The following is a 19,436-nucleotide window of genomic DNA, read 5'->3' on the forward strand; positions in this document are numbered from 1 at the left end:
TTTCTTTGAGCGAAGATTCAGACGGACCAGGGAACAACGAACAGCAGCCAGGCGAGAATCGGCGTCACCACCATGATGGTCATGCCCCACCGCATCGTCAGCCCGAACACCACGTCGCGTTCTTCCGGAGCGGCGTTCGCGACCACCAGCGCGCCGTTGGTCGAGAACGGACTGCAATCGACCAGAGACGAGGAGATTGCCAGCGCGATGACCAGACCGGTTGCATTGACCTGACCGGTCATGAGGAATGGAATTGCCAAAGGGATGAGTGCGCCGAGGATTCCCGTGGTGGATGCAAACGCCGACACGATCGCGCCGATCAGACAGATCAAGAACGCCGCGAGAAGTGGAATCCCCACGTGTGCAACCGAATCCCCGAGCCACTGGACGGTGTTCTGGTTCTGCAGAAGAGCGACGTACGTGACGATTCCGCCGATGAGGAGCACGGTGCCCCAGCTGATCTTGTCGACGGCGCCGCGGGCGGAGGCAGGGAAGATCAGGGTGAGAAGTACCGCGACGGTCAGTGCGGTGAATCCGACGTCGAGGTCGAACACCAAGGCGCCGAGTGCAAGCGACGCCAGTCCGAGCAAGGTGAGTCGGCGCTCGAGGTTGAGTGCTCCCTCGTGCGGAGCGGTCCCACCCGAGGACTTGCCGCCACCCTTCGAGCTGTCGCCGGAACCCGAACCGGTGATGGTGTCGCTCCCGCCAGACGCATTGCCGACTGCGTTGACGAGCACGCGTTCGGAGGCGCCGCGCGCAATCAACGCGCGTCCGCCGAACGAGACGTACGCGATGGCAGCAACAACGGCCGCGGCCGCGAAGGTCGAGACGAACAGCAAGGCCGGGCTCGACGGGAGGCCGTTCTGACGCATGACGTCGTTGGTGATCACGCCGAAGATCCCGATAGGGGAGAAGCTGCCCGCCGTTGCGCCCTGGACGACCATGAAGCCCATCAGCATGGGGTGGATCCGGTAGCGGGTGGCGAAGCCCATTGCCACCGGCGCGATGATGGCGACGGCAGCGGGACTGACCGCGCCCATGGCGGTCACGGCTGCGCACACCGCGAACATCGCCCACGGCACGAGGGCCACTCGTCCTCTGACCGCGCGGACTGCCGCGTGAATGATCCAGTCGACCGTGCCGTTGTTTCTGGCCAGCGCGAACAGGTAGGTGACGCCGACCAGGATGACGAAGAGGCTGGCCGGGAAGCCGTCGAGGATCTCGCTGGTATCGACGGTGAAGACCAGTGTTCCGACGACGAAGGCAGCCACCAGGGCGAGCGCACCCATGTTCACCGACCTCGCGGTGGATATGACGAACACCAGGACAAGTACTGACAGGGCTATGACATTTGCCATCGAACTCTCAATCCGTTCGCGACCAGCTTGTGGTCTGCATCACTTGGAATTGGCCTAGCCTCTCTGCCACTGCTCCATTTGTCAAGTACACTCCGAGGCATGAATTCGACGTCATCGCCCGGCTCGCGCTCGGGCCTGCCCGGACGATTGAAGCGTCCGCGCCTGTACGAGCAGTTGGCCGAGCACATTTCGAATTTCATCGAGGCTCAAGGTCTTTCGCCCGGTGATCGGCTTCCTCCCGAACGCAGCCTGGCTGCCGAACTCGGCGTGAGTCGCGCGTCGCTGGCTCAAGCGCTCGTTGCCCTCGAAATCCGAGGCCGAGTCGAAATCCAGCACGGTAACGGTGCAGTGATTCGTGAAGCTCCGACGCCCGACGCGGGCCGCTCTGCGGACTCGGGAGTGCGGCTACAGGACCGAACCGTCGACGAACTGACTGCCGCCAGGGAAGCGATCATGGCCGGCCTGGCTCGGGCGGCGGCGTCGAATCCCAACGCTGCGCTTCGGGTCGCGATGTTGACCGACGACGGGACCGCGAGAAACTTCGCCGAGACATGGCGCTGCGTCAGGCACCTGGCCGGTGGCGGCTTATTGGCTGACCTCGACGAGACCATCGCCCAGCAGGCAGACGCGCCCGAATCCTCGGCGCGACTGTCTGCGCGACTCGATCAGCTCGCCCACCGGATCATCGACGGTGACCAATCGGGCGCCGCTGACGCTGTTGCGGGAATCCTCTCCGACACGGCCTGACGAATAACGACGGACAAGCGTCGGAAAAGCGCACGATAACCACTATGAGCATGTTCGCTCACAGGAAACTGTGCTGCGACGTAGCCCGGGAACCTGATCGGTAATGCGCACGTTGAACACAGTGACGACCGTTCCAACCAAGCGGCACGGCCGCTGGCGGGCATCGATGGGGCCGATCGCGGTAACCTGCAGGTGTCCGGTTGGCAGCCGGAAGGCGACCTGGCAGACCCGCACTCTCGAAAGGACCGGCCACATCGGCCGACCTGTATGAACCGTAAGACTGTGTTCCGTAACGTGCTACTCGTAGCCGTCGTGCTGTTGGTGATCTATGCCTTCAGCTACTTCAGCAACGACACCCGCGACTTCAAGACCGTCGACACCTCGGTCGCGATCTCCCAACTCGACGCCAAGAACGTTGAGTCGGCGCAGATCGACGACCGTGAGCAGCAGGTGCGTCTGTGGCTCAAGAACGGCAACGACGCCACCGACGGTAAGACGCAGATCCTGGCGAAGTACCCCGCGAGTGCGTCGGAGCAGATCTTCGACAAGGTCGAAGGCGCCGGTGCGGACAAGTTCAACACGACGGTCACTCAGGAGAGCTGGCTGACGTCGATCCTTCTGTTCGTGCTGCCGATGATCATTCTGTTCGGCATCTTCTTCTTCGTCATGAACCGGATGCAGGGCGGCGGTGGTCGCGGCGGAGTCATGGGATTCGGTAAGTCGAAGGCCAAGCAGCTCACCAAGGACATGCCGAAAACCACGTTCGCCGACGTCGCCGGCGCGGACGAGGCTGTCGAAGAGCTGTACGAGATCAAGGACTTCCTGCAGAACCCGGCCCGCTACCAGGCGCTCGGCGCCAAGATTCCGCGCGGTGTCCTGCTGTACGGCCCTCCCGGAACCGGTAAGACACTGCTCGCACGCGCTGTCGCAGGCGAAGCCGGCGTCCCGTTCTTCACCATCTCCGGTTCTGACTTCGTCGAGATGTTCGTCGGTGTCGGTGCTTCGCGTGTTCGCGACATGTTCGAGCAGGCCAAGCAGAACAGCCCCTGCATCATCTTCGTCGACGAGATCGACGCCGTCGGTCGTCAGCGCGGCGCAGGACTGGGCGGCGGACACGACGAGCGCGAGCAGACACTCAACCAGTTGCTCGTCGAGATGGACGGCTTCGGTGATCGCACCGGCATCATCTTGATCGCCGCAACCAACCGCCCCGACATCCTCGACCCCGCACTGCTGCGTCCGGGACGCTTCGATCGCCAGATTCCGGTCGGCGCCCCCGACCTCGCCGGTCGCCGCGCGATCCTGCGCGTGCACTCGCAGGGCAAGCCGATCGATCCCAACGCCGACCTCGAAGGTCTCGCCAAGCGGACCGTCGGAATGTCGGGTGCTGATCTCGCCAACGTCATCAACGAGGCTGCGCTGCTCACCGCACGCGAAAACGGAACCGTCATCACCGAAGCCTCGCTCGAGGAATCGGTGGATCGTGTTGTCGGTGGACCGCGGCGTAAGAGTCGCATCATCAGCGAGCACGAGAAGAAGATCACGGCGTACCACGAGGGCGGTCACACGCTGGCTGCTTGGGCAATGCCTGACATCGAGCCGGTCTACAAGGTCACGATCCTCGCTCGCGGTCGCACGGGTGGTCACGCGATGACCGTGCCCGAGGACGACAAGGGTTTGATGACGCGTTCGGAGATGATCGCTCGTCTCGTCATGGCAATGGGTGGACGCGCCGCCGAGGAGTTGGTGTTCCACGAGCCCACCACCGGAGCGTCGTCCGATATCGACATGGCGACCAAGATCGCCCGCGCGATGGTCACCGAATACGGCATGAGTGCCAAGCTCGGCGCGGTTCGCTACGGACAGGAGGGCGGGGATCCGTTCCTCGGCCGTTCGATGGGCGTTCAGTCCGACTACTCACACGAGATCGCCCGTGAAATCGACGAAGAGGTGCGCAACCTCATCGAGGCAGCGCACACCGAAGCGTGGGCAATCCTCAACGAGTACCGCGATGCGCTCGACCTCATCGCTACCGAACTGCTCGAGCGTGAGACGTTGACTCGCAAGGACCTCGAGAAGATCCTTGCCGGCGTCGAAAAGCGTCCGCGCATCACGGCTTTCAACGATTTCGGTGGGCGCACGCCTTCGGATCGTCCGCCGGTGAAGACTCCTCGCGAACTCGCGATCGAGCGCGGCGAAACCTGGCCGGAGCCCGCTGCCGCACCTGTTCTCGTCAAGGCAGGTGCACCCAACAGCGGTGCACCCAACGGTGGTCTCCCCAACAACGGTGGTCTCCCCAACAACGGCAACCAGGGACCTTCGAACGGCTACGCACAGCCTTCGTACCCGCAGCCGAGTGCTCCGCAGCAGACTCCGCAACCGGGAACACCCGACTACGGAGCGCCCGCCGGATGGTCGGCACCGGGTTGGCCTCCGCGTGAGAACCCGTCGCCGACGTACCCCGGACAGCAGTCGGGTGGGTACACCGGTGGACAGAATCCGACCCCGCCGAACCAGTCGCAGGGCCAGTACGGTCAGCCCCAACACGGTCAGCCCCAGCCCGATCAGGGGCAGTACGGTCAACCGCACCCGGGGCAGCAGGCGTACCCGGAGCAGCCGCATCCCGGCCGCCGTTACCCCGCGCAGCCCGATTACCCGGTGCAGTACCCGGACAGTGGACCCTTCGCCGATCCGAACCGGGGAAACCCGACCGGCGAAAACCAGTGGCAGAGCCCCGCACCGGAACAGCCGCAAACTCCTCCGCCGCACCATTCGGCTGAGGACGAGGGACCGAGCACCGTTCGCTGGGACGGACCGGACGGATCTCGCTGACCTTGCGCCACTAGGCTCTGCGGCGGGGGACCTGTGAACAATTCTCGAGGAGAGTTCGGTTGTCGGTGAATGATGTGGCCAGTGAACTGGTGTCGCTCGGAACGGGCCGCCCGTTCGATCAGGCGCGGGCAGAGGCTGCCGTACGGGAATTGTTGATCGCGGTCGGTGAAGATCCGGAGCGCCCAGGCCTGCTCGATACGCCGGCCCGGGTTGCGCGCTCGTACAAGGAGATCTTCGCGGGTCTGTACTCCGAACCTGACGACGCGTTGAACACAACTTTCGACGAGGGTCACCAGGAGTTGGTGCTCGTGCGAGACATTCCGATGTTCTCGACGTGCGAGCACCACCTGGTGTCCTTCCACGGTGTTGCTCACGTTGGCTACATCCCGGGAAAGTCGGGCAAGGTCACCGGTTTGTCGAAGCTCGCGCGCGTCGTCGACCTGTACGCCAAGCGTCCGCAGGTTCAAGAACGCCTGACCAGTCAGATCGCGGATGCTTTGATGCGCAAGCTCGACCCGCGCGGAGCCATCGTCGTCATCGAAGCCGAGCATCTGTGCATGGCGATGCGCGGTATCCGCAAGCCCGGAGCCAGCACGACCACGTCTGCGGTTCGTGGGCTCCTGCAATCCAGCGCGGCCTCGCGGTCCGAAGCGCTGGACCTCATCCTGCGTAAGTGAGCAAGATGTCCGCGGCTCCCGTTGCAGGCAGCGATCCGGCCCGGATGGTCGTGATGGGGATTCTGAACGTCACCGCCGATTCGTTTTCCGACGGTGGTCAATTTCTCGATCGTGACGCGGCGATCGCTCGCGGACTCGAACTGCAACGCATCGGCGTCGACATCGTTGACGTCGGCGGCGAGTCGACGCGTCCCGGAGCCACCCGCGTGGATCCGAAACTCGAGGCGGACCGAATTGCCCCGGTGATCGAAGAACTGGTGGCAGCCGGAATTCGCGTCAGCGTCGACACGATGCGTGCTTCCGTTGCCGCCGCCGCGATCGAAGCGGGCGCAGGCATCGTCAACGACGTATCGGGTGGTCGCGCAGACCCCGACATGGCCTCCGTTGTGGCCGACGCCGGAGTGCCCTGGATCCTCATGCATTGGCGCTCGGCCGGCGACTACGTCCATCGTGGCAGCGCCGATCACTACGACGACGTGGTCCGCGATGTCCGTGACGAACTGCTGTCGCAGGTCGATCTGGCGTTGAAGGCAGGGGTCGATTCGTCGTCGATCATCCTCGACCCCGGCCTCGGGTTCGCTAAGAACGCTGACCACAACTGGGCACTGTTGCGCGCACTACCCGAGTTCAACGCGACCGGATTCCCGGTACTGGTCGGCGCTTCCCGAAAGCGGTTCCTCGGGTCTCTGCTCAGCGATCCCGACGGCAATCCGCGTCCACCTGGTGGCCGCGAGACTGCGACGGCCGTGGTCTCCGCCCTTGCAGCGCGCGAAGGCGCCTGGGGAGTTCGGGTGCACGACGCACAAGCTTCGCTCGACGCCATTGCCGTGGTCGACGCCTGGAACCGTGGACGAGAAAGGGCCTGACATGGGGGACCGAATCGAATTGCGCGGACTGAAGGTTCGCGGCAATCACGGAGTGTTCGACCACGAGAAGCGTGACGGTCAGGACTTCTTCATCGACATCACCGTATGGATGGACTTGGCTCCCGCCGCGGCGTCGGACGACCTGACGCAGACCCTCCACTACGGCGAGTTGGCGGAAGCCGCCGCAGCGATCGTCGCCGGCCCGTCGCGCGATCTCATCGAGACCGTCGCCGCGGAGATCGCCGACGACGTCATGAAAGATTCGCGAGTCGAGAGCGTCGAGGTTGTTGTCCACAAACCGTCGGCACCGATTCCGCTGGTTTTTGCGGACGTCGCCGTCGTCGCACATCGGACCAGATCGGCATGACGCGCGCTGTTCTGTCGATCGGTTCCAACATCGGCGACAGTGTGGCTCACCTACAGTCCGTTGTCGACGGGTTGGGCAGCGCCGTCGTTGCTGTCTCACCGGTCTACTCGACCGCGCCGTGGGGTGGCGTCGAGCAGCAGGATTTCTACAACGCGGTGGTGGTGGTCGACGATCCCGAAGCCGATGCCGCTGAATGGCTTCGCCGCTCGCAAGCTCTAGAGGAAGCCGCAGACCGGGTGCGCGAACAGCGGTGGGGGCCACGGAGCCTGGACGTGGACGTAGTCGACTGCGAAGGCGTCGTCAGTTCCGATCCCGTGCTCACACTTCCGCATCCGCGCGCGCATCTTCGGGCATTCGTTCTCGTTCCCTGGCTGGACGTCGAGCCTGACGCGACGCTGATCGTCGACGGCCAGGAGTTGCCGGTGGCACAAATTCTCGACGGCCTCGATCGCACTGAGCGCGAAGGTGTCCGCACTACCGATGTGGTGCTTGCGCGGTGACCGAAAACGACAAGGGTTTGAAGCCGACCCGGATCAGTGAACTCGCGGTACTCGCCGCAGTGGCGGCCGTGGCCACCTGGATTCTGATTCGCGTGTTCTACGGTTCGATGCCGCCCATCCCTGTTTATGCGGGAGCGTCGCTGTACTTCGTGGCCGTTGCCGAGGCCGTCTTCGCTTTTGTCATTCGTTCACGCGTCAAAAACCGGCAGGTCGGCGACGGGCTCAGACAGCTTCATCCGATCACCGCCGCCCGAGCGCTGGCATTGGCCAAAGCATCCGCTTTGGTCGGTTCAGCTACCGTCGGTGTCTGGGTCGGAGTGCTGGTGTATCTCATCCCACAGCGCTCGGTTCTGCAGGCTGCAGCCTCCGACACGCCGGGCGCGTGGGTGGGGTTGGGCGCCGCAATTGCGCTGGTAGCGGCAGCTCTGTGGCTCGAACATTGTTGCAAGACGCCGGAAGATACACCTGACGAGCCTGCGCACTGACAGCCTGGTCGGCAAATCACCCACCGAGGTACGTGGCGACCCCGGTCTCGGCAAGTACCCTGGCAACCATGACAAATTCTGGTCGATCGAAGTCTGCGCGCCGAAGCAAGCGCAGCGCGAGCCAGATGATCATTGCTGCTCTTCTGGCACTTGCTGTCATTGCTTCGCTGTTTCTGATTTTCAGTAACAGCGTTCAGCTTCTTCGGGTGGGTCTGGTCGTCGCTCTGTGGGCAGCCACCCTCGGCGCTATCGCCATGACCAAGTATCGGCGTGAGTCGGCACTGGACAAAGCCAAGGTTGCCGATCTGCAGACCGTGTACGAACTGCAGCTCGAACGTGAAATTTCTGCTCGACGCGAGTACGAACTGAGCGTCGAAGGTCGCGTGCGACGTGAGGTGACCGCGGACGCGGAGGAGCTGGCCGGGTTGCGCGCCGAATTGGTGGCGCTGCGCCGAAACCTCGAAGCACTGTTCGAAGGTGGGCTGCTGCCCGAACAGACCGCGCTCAAGACCGATTCGACGCGAGTGCCGGAACTTGGCGGTAGTTCGTACGGCGCGTACCAGCCGGCACCGTCGGGGTTGTACGTTCCCGGCGCCGGCCAGAGCGGGCCCAGCCAACCGGCACCGAACGTCGGCGGCTTGGCTTCGCCCAACGACGATCCGGTGACTGCTGAGACAACCGTCGTGTTCGCGGAGACGTCGTGGCGTGACAGCAGCTTCGTGGCGCCGCGCGTCATCCCGACCCAGAAGTCTCGAGAGACGCAGAAGCCACAAGAGACGCAGAAGCCCCAGAGCGGGAACCAAGTACCGAGTTCTCCGGTGAGTTCCTCGCCGACACGAACGGTGAAAGACGTTCCGGTGAAGAAGGATTCGGAGCCGGTCGCGCCGGTCGAGCCCGAAGTCAAGGCTCCCGCCCAGGCCCCGAACATCGAAGATGCCGTCATCGAAGACGCTGTCGTCGAAGAGGTGCCCGAGGTTGTTCGCGCGGTTGTTCCCGAAGCTGTCGCGGAAGCTGAACCCGAATCCGCTGCGGAGCCTGACGCGGAGCCGCGACGTCGTCGCCGTGCTGCTCCGGAAGATGCCGCCAGTGGTGCTCATTCCAACGGATTGACCGTCGCCGAAATCATGGCGAATCTGAGTTCGAACAACCCGTCCGAAGGCTCCGGTCGACGCCGTCGCCGAGAGGACTGAGTCGCAGATCACTCGCCCGGCCATGGCATGACGGTTCGGGCGAAGGATATCCTCGGACGCAGAACGTCTGGTACCCGCCGAGCGGGACTGGAACGAACGAGAGGAATCCGGTGACTTCCTTCGGGATCACTAATGGACCTGCACCTGCGCGATTGACGGTAGGAATTGTCTCCGCAGGCCGGGTCGGAACAGCTGTCGGTGCCGCATTGGAGCGAGCCGGTCATGTTGTCAGCGCTTGCTCCGCCGTTTCCAGCGCCTCGGTTGCCCGCGCTGTGAAGCGGCTTCCCGATACCGAAATTCTTCCGGCTGCCGACGTCGCAGCTCGTTCCGAGTTGCTGATTCTCGCCGTTCCTGACGATCAACTTGCGGATCTTGTTCGAGGTCTGGCGGCCACCCATGCCGTCAAGCCCGGCACGCTCGTCGCCCATACGTCCGGTGCCAACGGGATCGCGATCCTGACTCCACTCACCGAACTGGGCGCACTGCCCCTGGCTATCCATCCGGCGATGACGTTCACCGGTCACGACGAGGACACCGCACGGCTGTCGTCGGCCTGCTTCGGAATCACCGCTGCCGACGACATCGGTTACGCGATCGCGCAGTCACTGGTCCTCGAGATCGGCGGCGAGCCCGTCCGAGTGCGCGAGGAGAACCGCGCGCTCTACCACGCCGCACTGGCTCACGGCAGTAATCACCTGGTCACGCTCGTGGTCGACGCCGTCGAGGCACTGCGAGCGTCGTTGCAAGGTGACGAGCTGCTCGGTCAGCAGTTGGTCGACGGCGATCCGGGTGGAGTGGCCGAGCGAGTCCTGCAGCCGCTGCTGTCGGCGGCCTTGGACAACGCGCTACGACGCGGTCCCTCGGCGTTGACCGGCCCGGTGGCACGCGGCGACGCTGCTGCCGTCGACACACATTTGCGCGTACTGACAGACCTGGATCCGGAGCTCGCTGCCGGCTATCGGGCGATGTCCTTGCGATCGGCCCAGCGGGTGGGCGCCCCCACCGAATTGTTCGACATCTTGACTGAAACGGGAGGTGACCGTCGTGAGTGATCTGCAGGGCGGATACAAGCGCGGCGAACTGACGGTGCACCACGATCCGGACAAGCTTCGGCGCGTCTCGCGGGCACTGCGAGGTGTCGGGCGTCAGGTGGCGCTCGTTCCGACGATGGGTGCGCTGCATGCCGGCCACATCGAACTGGTTCGTCAGGCCAAGGTCACCGGCGCCGTCGTGATCGTTTCCATCTTCGTGAACCCGCTCCAGTTCGGTGCCGGTGAAGACCTGGACGCGTACCCGCGCACTCTCGATGCGGATCTCGACCTGTTGCGCGCCGAGGGCGTCGAATTGGTGTTCGCGCCGAGCGCCAAGACGATGTACCCGCGTGGTCAGCGCACCACCATCGTGCCGGGCCCGTTGGGTAGCGAACTCGAAGGCGGAGCGCGCCCCACTCACTTCGCGGGAATGCTGACGGTAGTGGCGAAGCTGCTGCAGATCGCGGCACCCAATCACGCGTACTTCGGTGAGAAGGACTACCAGCAGCTGACGCTCATCCGTCAGATGGTGTGGGATCTCAACTTCGATGTACAGATCATCGGAGTTCCGACGGTTCGCGAGTTCGACGGTCTCGCGTTGTCCTCTCGCAATCGCTACCTCGACGAGAACCAGCGCGCGGCAGCGGTCGCGCTGTCCGCCGCTCTGATCGCCGGTGCACACGCGGCGGCTGGGGGAGCGGAAGCAATCCTGGAAACCGCACGCGCTGTTCTGGCAGCTGTTCCGGAAATCGAGGTCGACTACCTCGAGGTTCGGGGCGTCGATCTGGGCCCCGCGCCCGAGCGAGGTGACGGTCGACTGTTGGTGGCCGCCAAGCTCGGAACCACCCGTTTGATCGACAACGTCGGTGTCGCGGTGGGAACCGGCTTCCTCGAGCGTGACACCGACCCATCCGCCGACGCCATCGACGACCTGCTGTCTCACTGAGCACTTTTCACGAGTAAGGACCTGGATATGTTTCGCACGATGATGAAGTCGAAGATCCACCGCGCCACCGTGACTCACGCCGACCTGCATTACGTCGGCTCCGTCACCGTCGACCAGGATCTGATGGACGCCGCAGACCTCCTCGAAGGCGAACAGGTGTGCATCGTCGACATCGACAACGGTGCGCGTCTCGAGACGTACGTCATTGCCGGCGAGCGCGGAACTGGTGTCATCGGAATCAACGGTGCGGCAGCGCATCTGGTCAAGCCAGGCGACCTGGTCATCCTCATCGCCTACGGCGTGATGAACGAGCAGGAAGTCAAGGAGTACTCCCCGCGCGTAGTCTTCGTCGATGCCGACAACAAGCAGATCGAACTCGGCTCCGACCCGGCTCACGCGCCGGAGGGTTCGGGTCTGATCACCCCACGCATGCTGTCGACGCTCGAGGCCTCGCGCGAATCCAGCCTGGTGTAATCCATGCTGCTCACGGTCGACGTCCGGAACACCAACATCGTTCTCGGTCTGTTCTCCGGGACTGGTGAGTATTCGAAGCTGTTGCAGGACTGGCGAATGCGAACCGATCCTCGGATGACTGCCGACGAATTGGCGTTGACCTTCCGTGGGCTGTTGGGTTCTCATGTCGATCAGATCACCGGCGTTGCGGCGCTGTCGACAGTGCCGTCCGTCTTGCGTGAAATCCGTGTGATGCTCGAGCGGTACTGGGGTCACGTTCCCCATGTGGTGGTCGAACCGGGTATTCGCACCGGTGTGCCACTGCTGGTGGACAACCCCAAAGAGGTGGGAGCCGACCGGATCGTCAACAGCCTTGCCGCTCACCATCTTTACGAGGGGCCATGCATTGTCGTGGACTTCGGTACGTCGACCTGTGTCGACGTCGTTTCCGCCAAGGGTGAGTTTCTGGGCGGCTGCATCGCGCCCGGACTCGAGATCTCGACCGATGCCTTGGCGTCGCAGTCCGCTGCGCTGCGCAAGGTCGAATTGGTGCGCCCGCGTTCGGTGGTCGGCAAGAATACCGTCGAATGCATGCAGTCCGGTGCGGTATTCGGCTTTGCGGGCCTCGTCGACGGATTGGTCAACCGCGTCCGCGACGAACTACCGGAGTTTGGTGGTGACGACGTCTCCGTGATCGCGACCGGGGACAGCGCACCGCTGATCATTCCCGAGTCCGACACCATCGATCACCTCGAACGGGACCTCACCCTCGAGGGGCTGAGGTTGGTCTTCGAGCGCAATCAGGCGCGTCGTGGATCCGGTCGACGACCCGTCGCCTGATCGATGGTTTCGTTCCAGCGGTTTCGCGATTGCAAAAGTTATGCCACAATGGTGCTCGTGAATCGCTGCATGGGTGCTCAGGAGTGTTGTCGAGGCTGACCGCTGCCTTGACCAATTCACATTCCTTGGAGCTAGCTCGTGCTATCCACATATTCTGCAGATCTCTCTGTTTTGGCCCCGACTCTTACTGCTGACCGTGCTGTTTCCGCAGGTCGTAGCGCTAACCGTGGGGCGTCCGGACGTCGCCCGAGTGGTGCGTCGTTGCCTACCCGCCTTCGCCCGGCCGATCTGCTGCGTCTGACCGACGAGGGAGCAAACGGCGTGCTCGACGGCCGTTTCGATCACCTCATCCCCGACACCTTCCCGACGCTCGACCGTTGGTCCACCCGCTTGCACGCGGACGACGACGTCGATGTGTGGCTCATCAGTTGGGTGCCCGAACGCAACACCGAATTGCACGACCACGCAGGCTCGTTCGGTGCCTTGACCGTCCTCAGTGGTTCGCTCACCGAATTCCGTTGGGCCGGTGACTCCCTGGTGGAACGCCAGCTCGACGCCGGCGATCAGGCTTCGTTCCCGCTCGGATGGGTTCACGATGTCGTGCGTTCGACGGATGCTCCCGGTGCTCCGATCGAAATCAGCTCTGATGCACCGACTCTGAGTGTTCACGCCTACTCGCCGCCGCTGACGGCAATGTCCTTCTACGAAGTGACGGATCACCGGACACTTCGCCGCACCCGTACCGAGCTGACCGACCTGCCCGAGGGGGGCACCAAATGACCATCGACCAAATGCTCGACGACGCTCGCGCACAGATCGATCGTATGTACGTCTTCCAGCTCACCGAAGCCTTCCACCGCGGCGCGCTCTTCGTCGACATTCGCCCGCAGGCGCAGCGCGCCATCGAGGGAACTCTTCCCGGTGCACTCGCGATCGAGCGGAACGTGCTCGAATGGCGCCTCGACCCCACCAGCAGCGCGCACCTCGCGTTGGCCACCGACCACGACGTCGAGTGGGTGATCGTCTGCTCCGAGGGTTACACCTCGAGCCTGGCCGCAGCGTCGTTGCAGCAGTTGGGTCTGCACAAGGCCACCGATCTCGTGGGTGGATACCAGGCGATCAAGGCCGCCGGCCTGCTCGGTGCGCTCAGCGGAGTGCGTCATTGCTCCCGCGAGTTGGCGGCGGTTTCGGCTCATTGAGGTATTTGCTGTGCGCCTTTATTAACCGCGGGCGGTTAATAAAGGCGCACAGCGGGTCTGGCGGTACATCTTCGGGCTCATTCCGTGATGACGGGTGAACGCGGTTGTGAGGGCAAAGGGGCTCGAGTAGCCCACTTCTCGCGCGATCGACGACACCGTTCGTGCCGGGTCTGCGAGCAGATCTGCCGCCACGGACAGTCGCCACTCGGTCAGATAGCCGACGGGTCCGATCCCCATGAGGCTGGTGAACCGGCGCGCGAAGGCTGCTCGTGAACTGCCGGACTCCTGGGCCAGGCTCGCGACCGTCCAGGGGTGTTCCGGCCGATTGTGTATGAGCCGCAAGGCATGCCCGATGACGGGATCCTCGTAGGCCTTGATCCATCGCGGTGATCGATTCGGGTTCTCGGCGAACCAGGTCCGGGCCGCTGAGATCAGGACCAGGTCCAGGAGCCTGTCCAACAACACTTCCTGTCCGGGCCCGTCGGCGGCGATCTGTTGTTCCAGAAGGTTTGTCATCGGCGCGGTTTCGATGCTGCGTCGTACTACCGCGACGGGTGTCAGGCTGTCGAGGATCTGACGGCTGACATAGGAGTCCAAACGGTATGTGCCCGTGAGCATGACGGTCTGACCACTGGTCGAGTTGCCCCAGGTGCGAATGCCGTGAACTGACATGTCCTCGAGTGGTGATCCGTCGACCGCAGCGCAATTCTGTGCTTCGTCGATCAGTACGTGGACTGGTGTGTCGGGTGATCGGCGACCGTATACGGATCGGGGCCGCGCAGGAGTGCAACGTCGCCGGCCTCGAGATCTTCTGTCTGTCCGGTGTCGGAGACGACGACCGCGCTGCCTCGAACCAGAACCAGCACGGTGATCGGTGCGTGGTCCTCGATACGTAATGACCACGGTGGATCGAGCAGCGAGCGCAGTAGAAAAGCGCCCTCCGCCCGCGATCCGGCCAGCATCATCGACAATGCATCCATGCTTCGACGGTAGACGCTGGCGTATGTTTTTGCGATCTTCGGCTATGGATCGTATTGATGCTCCGCGGTCGAATGAGTGCATGACGACAACAAGCGACATTCAATCGGCAGTAGTGATCGGTGGTACCGGCAAGACCGGTGCGCGCGTTGCGCAGAGGCTGACGGCGGTGGGAATCCGTACCCGAATCGCGTCGAGAACATCCGGGACGCGTTTCGACTGGAACGATCAGGCGACGTGGCAGCCAGCAGTGTCCGGCGTCGACGTGGCATATGTGACGTATGCGCCAGATCTGGCTGTTCCGGAATCGAGCACCCACATCGAGGAGTTCGCGGAGCTTGCGTACCGCGAAGGGGTTCGTCGCATGGTGCTCTTGTCCGGGCGCGGTGAACCGGCGGCGCAGAAAGCCGAGCAGGTTCTCGCCGACAGCGGTCTGGAATGGGCTGTGGTGCGGGCCAGTTGGTTTGCCCAGAACTTCAGTGAGGGGTACCTACTCGATCCGATTCGGGAAGGCCACCTGGCACTTCCGGTCGGTGAGGTGGGGGAGCCGTTCATCGACGTCGACGATCTCGCCGACGTGGCGGTGGCCGCATTGACTCGAACCGACCTCCTCGGCCGAGTTCTCGAGGTGACAGGTCCGGAGTTGCTCACCTTCGCGGCGGCGGTGGATGCGATTTCGACGGCGTCGGGTCGTCTCGTGACATTCGAAAGAATTGGACTCAAACAGTTCTCCGACGGCATGGCGGAGGTCGGCGTCCCGAGTGACGTCGTGGAGTTACTCAGGTACCTGTTTGCCGAGGTTCTCGACGGACGAAATCAAAGTGTGACCGGCGTCGTCGAAGAGGTCCTGGAACGACCCGCTCGAGATTTCACCACTTTTGCCGCCGAGGCTGCCCGAACGGGGGTCTGGTCGTGAAGGAATCCGAGATTTTCTTGGAGCTGCTGCTCGGGGTGACTGCGCTCGGCGCGCTCGTCGCCGGTGGTGCGTTGTTTGCCTTCTCGTCCTTCGTGATGCCCGCTCTGCGGTCGGTCGATGCACATACCGCGATCACGTCGATGCAGGCGATCAACGTCGAAGCGCCGCGTAGTGCGTTGATGCTGCCGCTGGTCGGATCGGCGCTCACCGCGATCGCCGCTGGAATCTGGGCATCGATCTCCAGACCGGACGGCTGGGTCCTTGCTGTCGTCGGTTGCGTCGGGGTGCTCGCGTCCTTCGCGGTGACCGCGTCCTACCACGTCCCTCGCAACGACGCTTTTGCCTCGGTCAGCGCTACCGACGCAGCCGCATGGGCGTCGTACGAGGCGGGTTGGACTATGTGGAATCACGTTCGGGTCGGGCTGTACCTGCTGTCGGGAATCGTGCTCGCGGTTGCCGCGGTGTTACCAGCAACAAACGCGGTGGACACGGCCCAGTAGTCTTGTACCCCGTGAGTGATGTAGAAGCCCAGCCAGTCGACGACACCCCCGAGCAGCTCCGTATCCGGCGCGAGAAGCGTGAACGGATCCTCGCGCAGGGGCAGGAGGCGTACCCGGTTTCGGTCGATCGCACCCACACGCTCGCGCAGATCCGCGCGGAGTACCCGGAACTCGAGCCGGACACGGCGACTGGCGTGCTGGTCGGTGTCGTCGGCCGCGTCATCTTCATGCGCAACACCGGCAAGTTGTGCTTCGCGACTCTGCAGGAAGGCGACGGTACCCAGCTGCAGGCCATGATCAGCCTCGCCGGCGTCGGCGAAGAGGCACTGGCTGCCTGGAAGTCCGACGTCGACCTCGGCGACTTCGTCTTCATCCACGGTGAGGTCATCAGCTCCCGTCGCGGCGAGCTCAGCGTGATGGCCGACGCGTGGCAGATCGCGTCCAAGTCGCTGCGCCCCCTGCCGGTTGCTCACAAGGAAATGAGCGAAGAGTCCCGGGTGCGTCAGCGCTACGCGGATCTGATCGTTCGCCCCGAGGCTCGGGACAACGCCCGCAAGCGCGTCGCTGTTGTCCGTGCGCTGCGCAATGCGCTCGAGAGCCGCGGCTTCCTCGAGGTCGAGACGCCGATGCTGCAGACGCTGCACGGCGGCGCGGCAGCTCGCCCGTTCGTCACGCACTCGAACGCCCTCGACATCGACCTGTACCTGCGTATCGCGCCGGAACTGTTCCTCAAGCGTTGCGTCGTCGGCGGTATCGAGAAGGTCTTCGAGATCAACCGCAACTTCCGCAACGAGGGCGTCGACTCCACTCACTCGCCCGAGTTCGCGATGCTCGAGACGTACGAGGCCTACGGCACGTACGACGATTCCGCGAAGATGATTCGTGAACTCGTCCAGGAAGTTGCGCAGGAAGCATTCGGCACGCAGGTCCTCACCCTCGCCGACGGTTCCGAGTACGACGTCAGTGGCGAGTGGCAGGTTCTCGAGATGTACCCGTCGCTGTCGGCTGCCATCGGCACCGAGGTCACGCCGGATACGGCGGTCGACGAGCTTCTCGCTCTGGCGGAGAAGGTCGGCCTCGAGGTTCCCAAGGACAAGGGTTACGGCCACGGCAAGCTCGTCGAGGAGTTGTGGGAACACCAGTGCGGCGATCAGCTGTACGGGCCGACGTTCGTCCGTGACTTCCCGGTCGAGACGTCGCCCCTGACCCGTGATCACCGCAGCAAGAAGGGTGTCACCGAGAAGTGGGACCTCTACATCCGCGGATTCGAATTGGCGACCGGCTACTCCGAACTGGTCGACCCGGTCATCCAGCGTGAGCGCTTTGTCGACCAGGCGCGCCTCGCGTCGGCAGGCGACGACGAAGCGATGGTGCTGGACGAGGAGTTCCTCGCCGCGATGGAACAGGGCATGCCGCCGACCACCGGCACCGGCATGGGAATCGATCGACTGCTGATGGCTTTGACTGGTCTCGGTATTCGCGAGACGATCCTCTTCCCGATCGTTCGTCCGTCCGCTCGCTAGCTTTACTTCGATCAAGGTTCGGCCGCACATGTTGCGGCCGAACCTTTTTCAGTTGGGGCGCTCCCAAGGTATTCGATAGTTCCCAACGACATTCGCCTGCGGCAAAGGATTCATCCATGCGCGGTCGCCCGAGTTTCGGACTTACGAATTGTTGCGATGATTTGGTCGATCGTGCCCTGGTTGAGTGCGTCAGGTAGTCCCTGATCCGACTGGACAAGGAAGACCATGACCTCGGCTGTGGAGTATCCGGGTGTGGTGACGACATCGAATTGTGCTGAGGGCGGATCGCATTCGTTGTCCGCCGGGATATTTGTGACGGTTGCGGTGTACCGGATCGCAGGGCGTCCGGAGATGGTGAAATTCGTGGGTCCGCCGTAAGCGATACTGGCGAGAGTGCTGTTCTTGGAGGCGAAGATTGCGCTCGGTAGAGGTCTTTTCTCGAGCCGTCGTCTGTCATGATTCCCCCGTCTGGATGCATCCCCCGATGCGTCGCGAGGAGTGTATCGGCACTGTCCTTGTCGCAAGACAAGTCGACCGGCATACCCGGCGGCGAGAAGTCCCAATCATCCTGACGAGCCAAGACAGGACGTTTGTCCAGGTGCTATTGTCGCTGCTTATCGAAGGATCTGGGGAGGAATGGTCGTGGTGAAAAAGGTTGTTGTCACGATGGTTGACGATCTGGACAAAAAATCGCCCGCGGACGAAACTGTGGAGTTTTCCGTCGACGGAGTTGCTTACGAAATCGATCTCACCGCCGCCCACGCCGCGGAACTGCGCGATGCACTGAAAAAGTGGATTCCTCATGCGAGAAAGTCGAATTCCGCCAAATCAGTCAACGGAGCGGTGACCAAATCCCGTCCCGTTGCGGACCGCGATCAGAGTGCCGCCATCCGCGAATGGGCCAAGGGTGCCGGCTTCGAGATTTCGGCCCGCGGTCGTATTTCCACCGAGGTGCGCCGAGCCTACGAAAAGGCAGTCTGAAATGGATCGCGAATGGATTCGGGCGCATTTTGCCGAAACGGATTGATAACGCGTTCTAGTTTGTTAGCGTCTGCACGGTTCGCATCTCTCGTAGAGGAGTCGGTCGTGCACAGAAACAGGTTGTTCGGGGGCGTGGTTCTTGCCGCTCTGATGCTCGTCGGGTTCACCTCCGTGGCTTCGGCTCAGGCCCCGTTGCCCGTGCCCAATGCCTTCCTTGCCGGTGTTCCTCAGGAGTTGGGAAATCCTGGCGGTTCAGCTCCTGGATCCAATGACTTTTCGTGTAAACCGACTGCCGAACATCCCAATCCGGTTGTGCTCGTTCACGGAACGGGTGGAAACAGGCAGACCAACTGGGCCACCTATGCGCCGTTGCTCGCCAACGAGGGCTACTGCGTCTTCGCGCTGACATACGGCAACTTCCCCGAGCAGCCGTGGCCGTTGTCGGCCATCGGTGGAATGCAGGAAATTCCTTCCAGCGCAGCGCAATTGTCGAATTTTGTCGATCAAGTACTTGATGCCACGGGTGCTACATCGGTAGATCTGATCGGACATTCCCAGGGCACCATCATCAACGGGTACTACGCGAAGTTCCTCGGTGGTGCCGACAAAGTGGACAACATCGTCTCGGTGGCGTCGCTGTGGAAGGGAACGCTCGGAAACGAGCAGGCAAGTGTCGGCCGCAGCCTTCGCGAACTCGGGGTATCCGAGGCAGCGCAGGCCGGATTCCCGATCTGCAAGGCATGTCTGAACATGGGGGCAGGCTCGGAGTTCATCGAAAATCTCCGTGCGGGAGGCGTTTACGCGCCGGGTGTTCACTATACGAACATCACGACCCGCTACGACGAACTGGTGCTGCCGTATACAAATGGGCTGGAGCCTGGGCCGAACGCCACCAACATCGTCGTCCAGGACGGTTGTGAGCAAGACATCTCCGATCACCTGGCAATCGCGGCATCGCTGCGCGCCGCGACTTTTGCTCTCAATGCACTCGACCCCGCGCATCAGCGGCCGGTACCGTGCAACTCGGTATTGCCCGTCGTGGGTTGA

General features: G+C 63.1%; 21 protein-coding genes and 1 pseudogene. 19 read left to right on the plus strand and 3 right to left on the minus strand.

All coding sequences use genetic code 11. The features are described 5' to 3' along the window. Positions 1-17: 17 nt before the first annotated feature. Complete coding sequence (locus M0639_RS03330; protein WP_064075115.1) at positions 18-1,358, minus strand: SLC13 family permease; 1,341 nt, start codon at positions 1,356-1,358, stop codon at positions 18-20. A 99-nt stretch (positions 1,359-1,457) separates the two neighbouring features. Here M0639_RS03330 and M0639_RS03335 point away from each other — a divergent pair, with 99 nt between their 5' ends. The 14 genes from M0639_RS03335 (at position 1,458) to M0639_RS03400 (ending at position 13,491) form a co-directional block, all read left to right on the plus strand. Next, positions 1,458-2,105 (plus strand): FadR/GntR family transcriptional regulator, encoded by a 648-nt coding sequence (locus M0639_RS03335; protein WP_064075116.1) that lies wholly within the window; start codon positions 1,458-1,460, stop codon positions 2,103-2,105. A gap of 267 nt (positions 2,106-2,372) precedes the next feature. Continuing rightward, positions 2,373-4,937 carry an ATP-dependent zinc metalloprotease FtsH gene (ftsH, locus tag M0639_RS03340; RefSeq protein WP_064075117.1) on the plus strand — a complete coding sequence of 855 codons (2,565 nt, stop codon included), beginning with the start codon at positions 2,373-2,375 and terminating at the stop codon, positions 4,935-4,937. A 59-nt stretch (positions 4,938-4,996) separates the two neighbouring features. Further along, the gene (gene folE, locus M0639_RS03345) at positions 4,997-5,614 is read left to right on the plus strand and encodes a GTP cyclohydrolase I FolE (protein ID WP_019746783.1); all 618 of its coding nucleotides are present in this window, start codon (positions 4,997-4,999) and stop codon (positions 5,612-5,614) included. A 5-nt stretch (positions 5,615-5,619) separates the two neighbouring features. Then, positions 5,620-6,480: a dihydropteroate synthase gene (folP, locus tag M0639_RS03350; RefSeq protein ID WP_020968349.1), complete on the plus strand. Its 861-nt coding sequence runs from the start codon at positions 5,620-5,622 to the stop codon at positions 6,478-6,480. Position 6,481: 1 nt separating this feature from the next. Then, the gene (gene folB / locus M0639_RS03355; protein WP_003945780.1) at positions 6,482-6,847 is read left to right on the plus strand and encodes a dihydroneopterin aldolase; all 366 of its coding nucleotides are present in this window, start codon (positions 6,482-6,484) and stop codon (positions 6,845-6,847) included. Then, positions 6,844-7,347 carry a 2-amino-4-hydroxy-6-hydroxymethyldihydropteridine diphosphokinase gene (gene folK, locus M0639_RS03360; RefSeq protein WP_064075118.1) on the plus strand — a complete coding sequence of 168 codons (504 nt, stop codon included), beginning with the start codon at positions 6,844-6,846 and terminating at the stop codon, positions 7,345-7,347. The genes folB and folK overlap by 4 nt, the downstream gene beginning before the upstream one ends. Positions 7,348-7,364: 17 nt before the next feature. Then, on the plus strand, positions 7,365-7,832 hold the full coding sequence (locus M0639_RS03365; RefSeq protein ID WP_153213529.1) for a DUF3180 domain-containing protein: 468 nt from the start codon (positions 7,365-7,367) through the stop codon (positions 7,830-7,832). A 68-nt stretch (positions 7,833-7,900) separates the two neighbouring features. Further along, the gene (locus M0639_RS03370; protein WP_197486205.1) at positions 7,901-9,022 is read left to right on the plus strand and encodes a DUF6779 domain-containing protein; all 1,122 of its coding nucleotides are present in this window, start codon (positions 7,901-7,903) and stop codon (positions 9,020-9,022) included. Between the two features lie 110 nt (positions 9,023-9,132). After that, positions 9,133-10,074 carry a Rossmann-like and DUF2520 domain-containing protein gene (locus tag M0639_RS03375; RefSeq protein WP_003945822.1) on the plus strand — a complete coding sequence of 314 codons (942 nt, stop codon included), beginning with the start codon at positions 9,133-9,135 and terminating at the stop codon, positions 10,072-10,074. Further along, positions 10,067-10,999, plus strand: a complete 933-nt coding sequence (gene panC / locus M0639_RS03380; RefSeq protein WP_003945953.1) for a pantoate--beta-alanine ligase — start codon at positions 10,067-10,069, stop codon at positions 10,997-10,999. Before M0639_RS03375 ends, panC begins: the two co-directional genes overlap by 8 nt. 27 nt (positions 11,000-11,026) lie before the next feature. Continuing rightward, entirely contained in the window at positions 11,027-11,473 is a 447-nt protein-coding gene (gene panD, locus M0639_RS03385; RefSeq protein ID WP_003945761.1) for an aspartate 1-decarboxylase, read from the plus strand. Positions 11,474-11,476: 3 nt separating this feature from the next. Continuing rightward, positions 11,477-12,292 carry a type III pantothenate kinase gene (locus M0639_RS03390; protein ID WP_007726991.1) on the plus strand — a complete coding sequence of 272 codons (816 nt, stop codon included), beginning with the start codon at positions 11,477-11,479 and terminating at the stop codon, positions 12,290-12,292. A gap of 261 nt (positions 12,293-12,553) precedes the next feature. Beyond that, complete coding sequence (locus M0639_RS03395; RefSeq protein WP_058039264.1) at positions 12,554-13,072, plus strand: cysteine dioxygenase; 519 nt, start codon at positions 12,554-12,556, stop codon at positions 13,070-13,072. Beyond that, a complete protein-coding gene (locus M0639_RS03400; RefSeq protein WP_064075120.1) occupies positions 13,069-13,491 on the plus strand; it encodes a rhodanese-like domain-containing protein in 423 nt (140 codons plus the stop codon). Before M0639_RS03395 ends, M0639_RS03400 begins: the two co-directional genes overlap by 4 nt. 21 nt (positions 13,492-13,512) lie before the next feature. On the opposite strand, the pseudogene M0639_RS03405 reads toward M0639_RS03400, so the two are convergent. Then, a pseudogene (locus M0639_RS03405) lies at positions 13,513-14,471 on the minus strand (AraC family transcriptional regulator). 80 nt (positions 14,472-14,551) lie between these two features. Here M0639_RS03405 and M0639_RS03410 point away from each other — a divergent pair. From M0639_RS03410 to lysS, 3 genes are read left to right on the plus strand one after another with little or no spacing between them, the layout of a single operon-like run. Next, positions 14,552-15,385, plus strand: a complete 834-nt coding sequence (locus M0639_RS03410; protein WP_042451954.1) for an NAD(P)H-binding protein — start codon at positions 14,552-14,554, stop codon at positions 15,383-15,385. Next, a complete protein-coding gene (locus M0639_RS03415; protein ID WP_064075121.1) occupies positions 15,382-15,885 on the plus strand; it encodes an anthrone oxygenase family protein in 504 nt (167 codons plus the stop codon). The genes M0639_RS03410 and M0639_RS03415 overlap by 4 nt, the downstream gene beginning before the upstream one ends. A gap of 11 nt (positions 15,886-15,896) precedes the next feature. Then, positions 15,897-17,408, plus strand: a complete 1,512-nt coding sequence (gene lysS, locus M0639_RS03420) for a lysine--tRNA ligase (protein ID WP_064075167.1) — start codon at positions 15,897-15,899, stop codon at positions 17,406-17,408. 110 nt (positions 17,409-17,518) lie between these two features. Here lysS and M0639_RS35360 read toward each other — a convergent pair whose 3' ends face one another. Beyond that, the gene (locus M0639_RS35360; RefSeq protein ID WP_064075122.1) at positions 17,519-17,971 is read right to left on the minus strand and encodes a DUF8017 domain-containing protein; all 453 of its coding nucleotides are present in this window, start codon (positions 17,969-17,971) and stop codon (positions 17,519-17,521) included. 79 nt (positions 17,972-18,050) lie between these two features. Between M0639_RS35360 and M0639_RS03430 the strand changes: the two genes are divergently transcribed. Next, complete coding sequence (locus tag M0639_RS03430; protein WP_003945673.1) at positions 18,051-18,389, plus strand: histone-like nucleoid-structuring protein Lsr2; 339 nt, start codon at positions 18,051-18,053, stop codon at positions 18,387-18,389. Between the two features lie 105 nt (positions 18,390-18,494). Continuing rightward, the gene (locus tag M0639_RS03435) at positions 18,495-19,436 is read left to right on the plus strand and encodes an esterase/lipase family protein (RefSeq protein ID WP_007726972.1); all 942 of its coding nucleotides are present in this window, start codon (positions 18,495-18,497) and stop codon (positions 19,434-19,436) included.

Source organism: Rhodococcus qingshengii JCM 15477 (assembly GCF_023221595.1).
GTDB classification, from domain to species: Bacteria; Actinomycetota; Actinomycetes; order Mycobacteriales; family Mycobacteriaceae; genus Rhodococcus_F; species Rhodococcus_F qingshengii.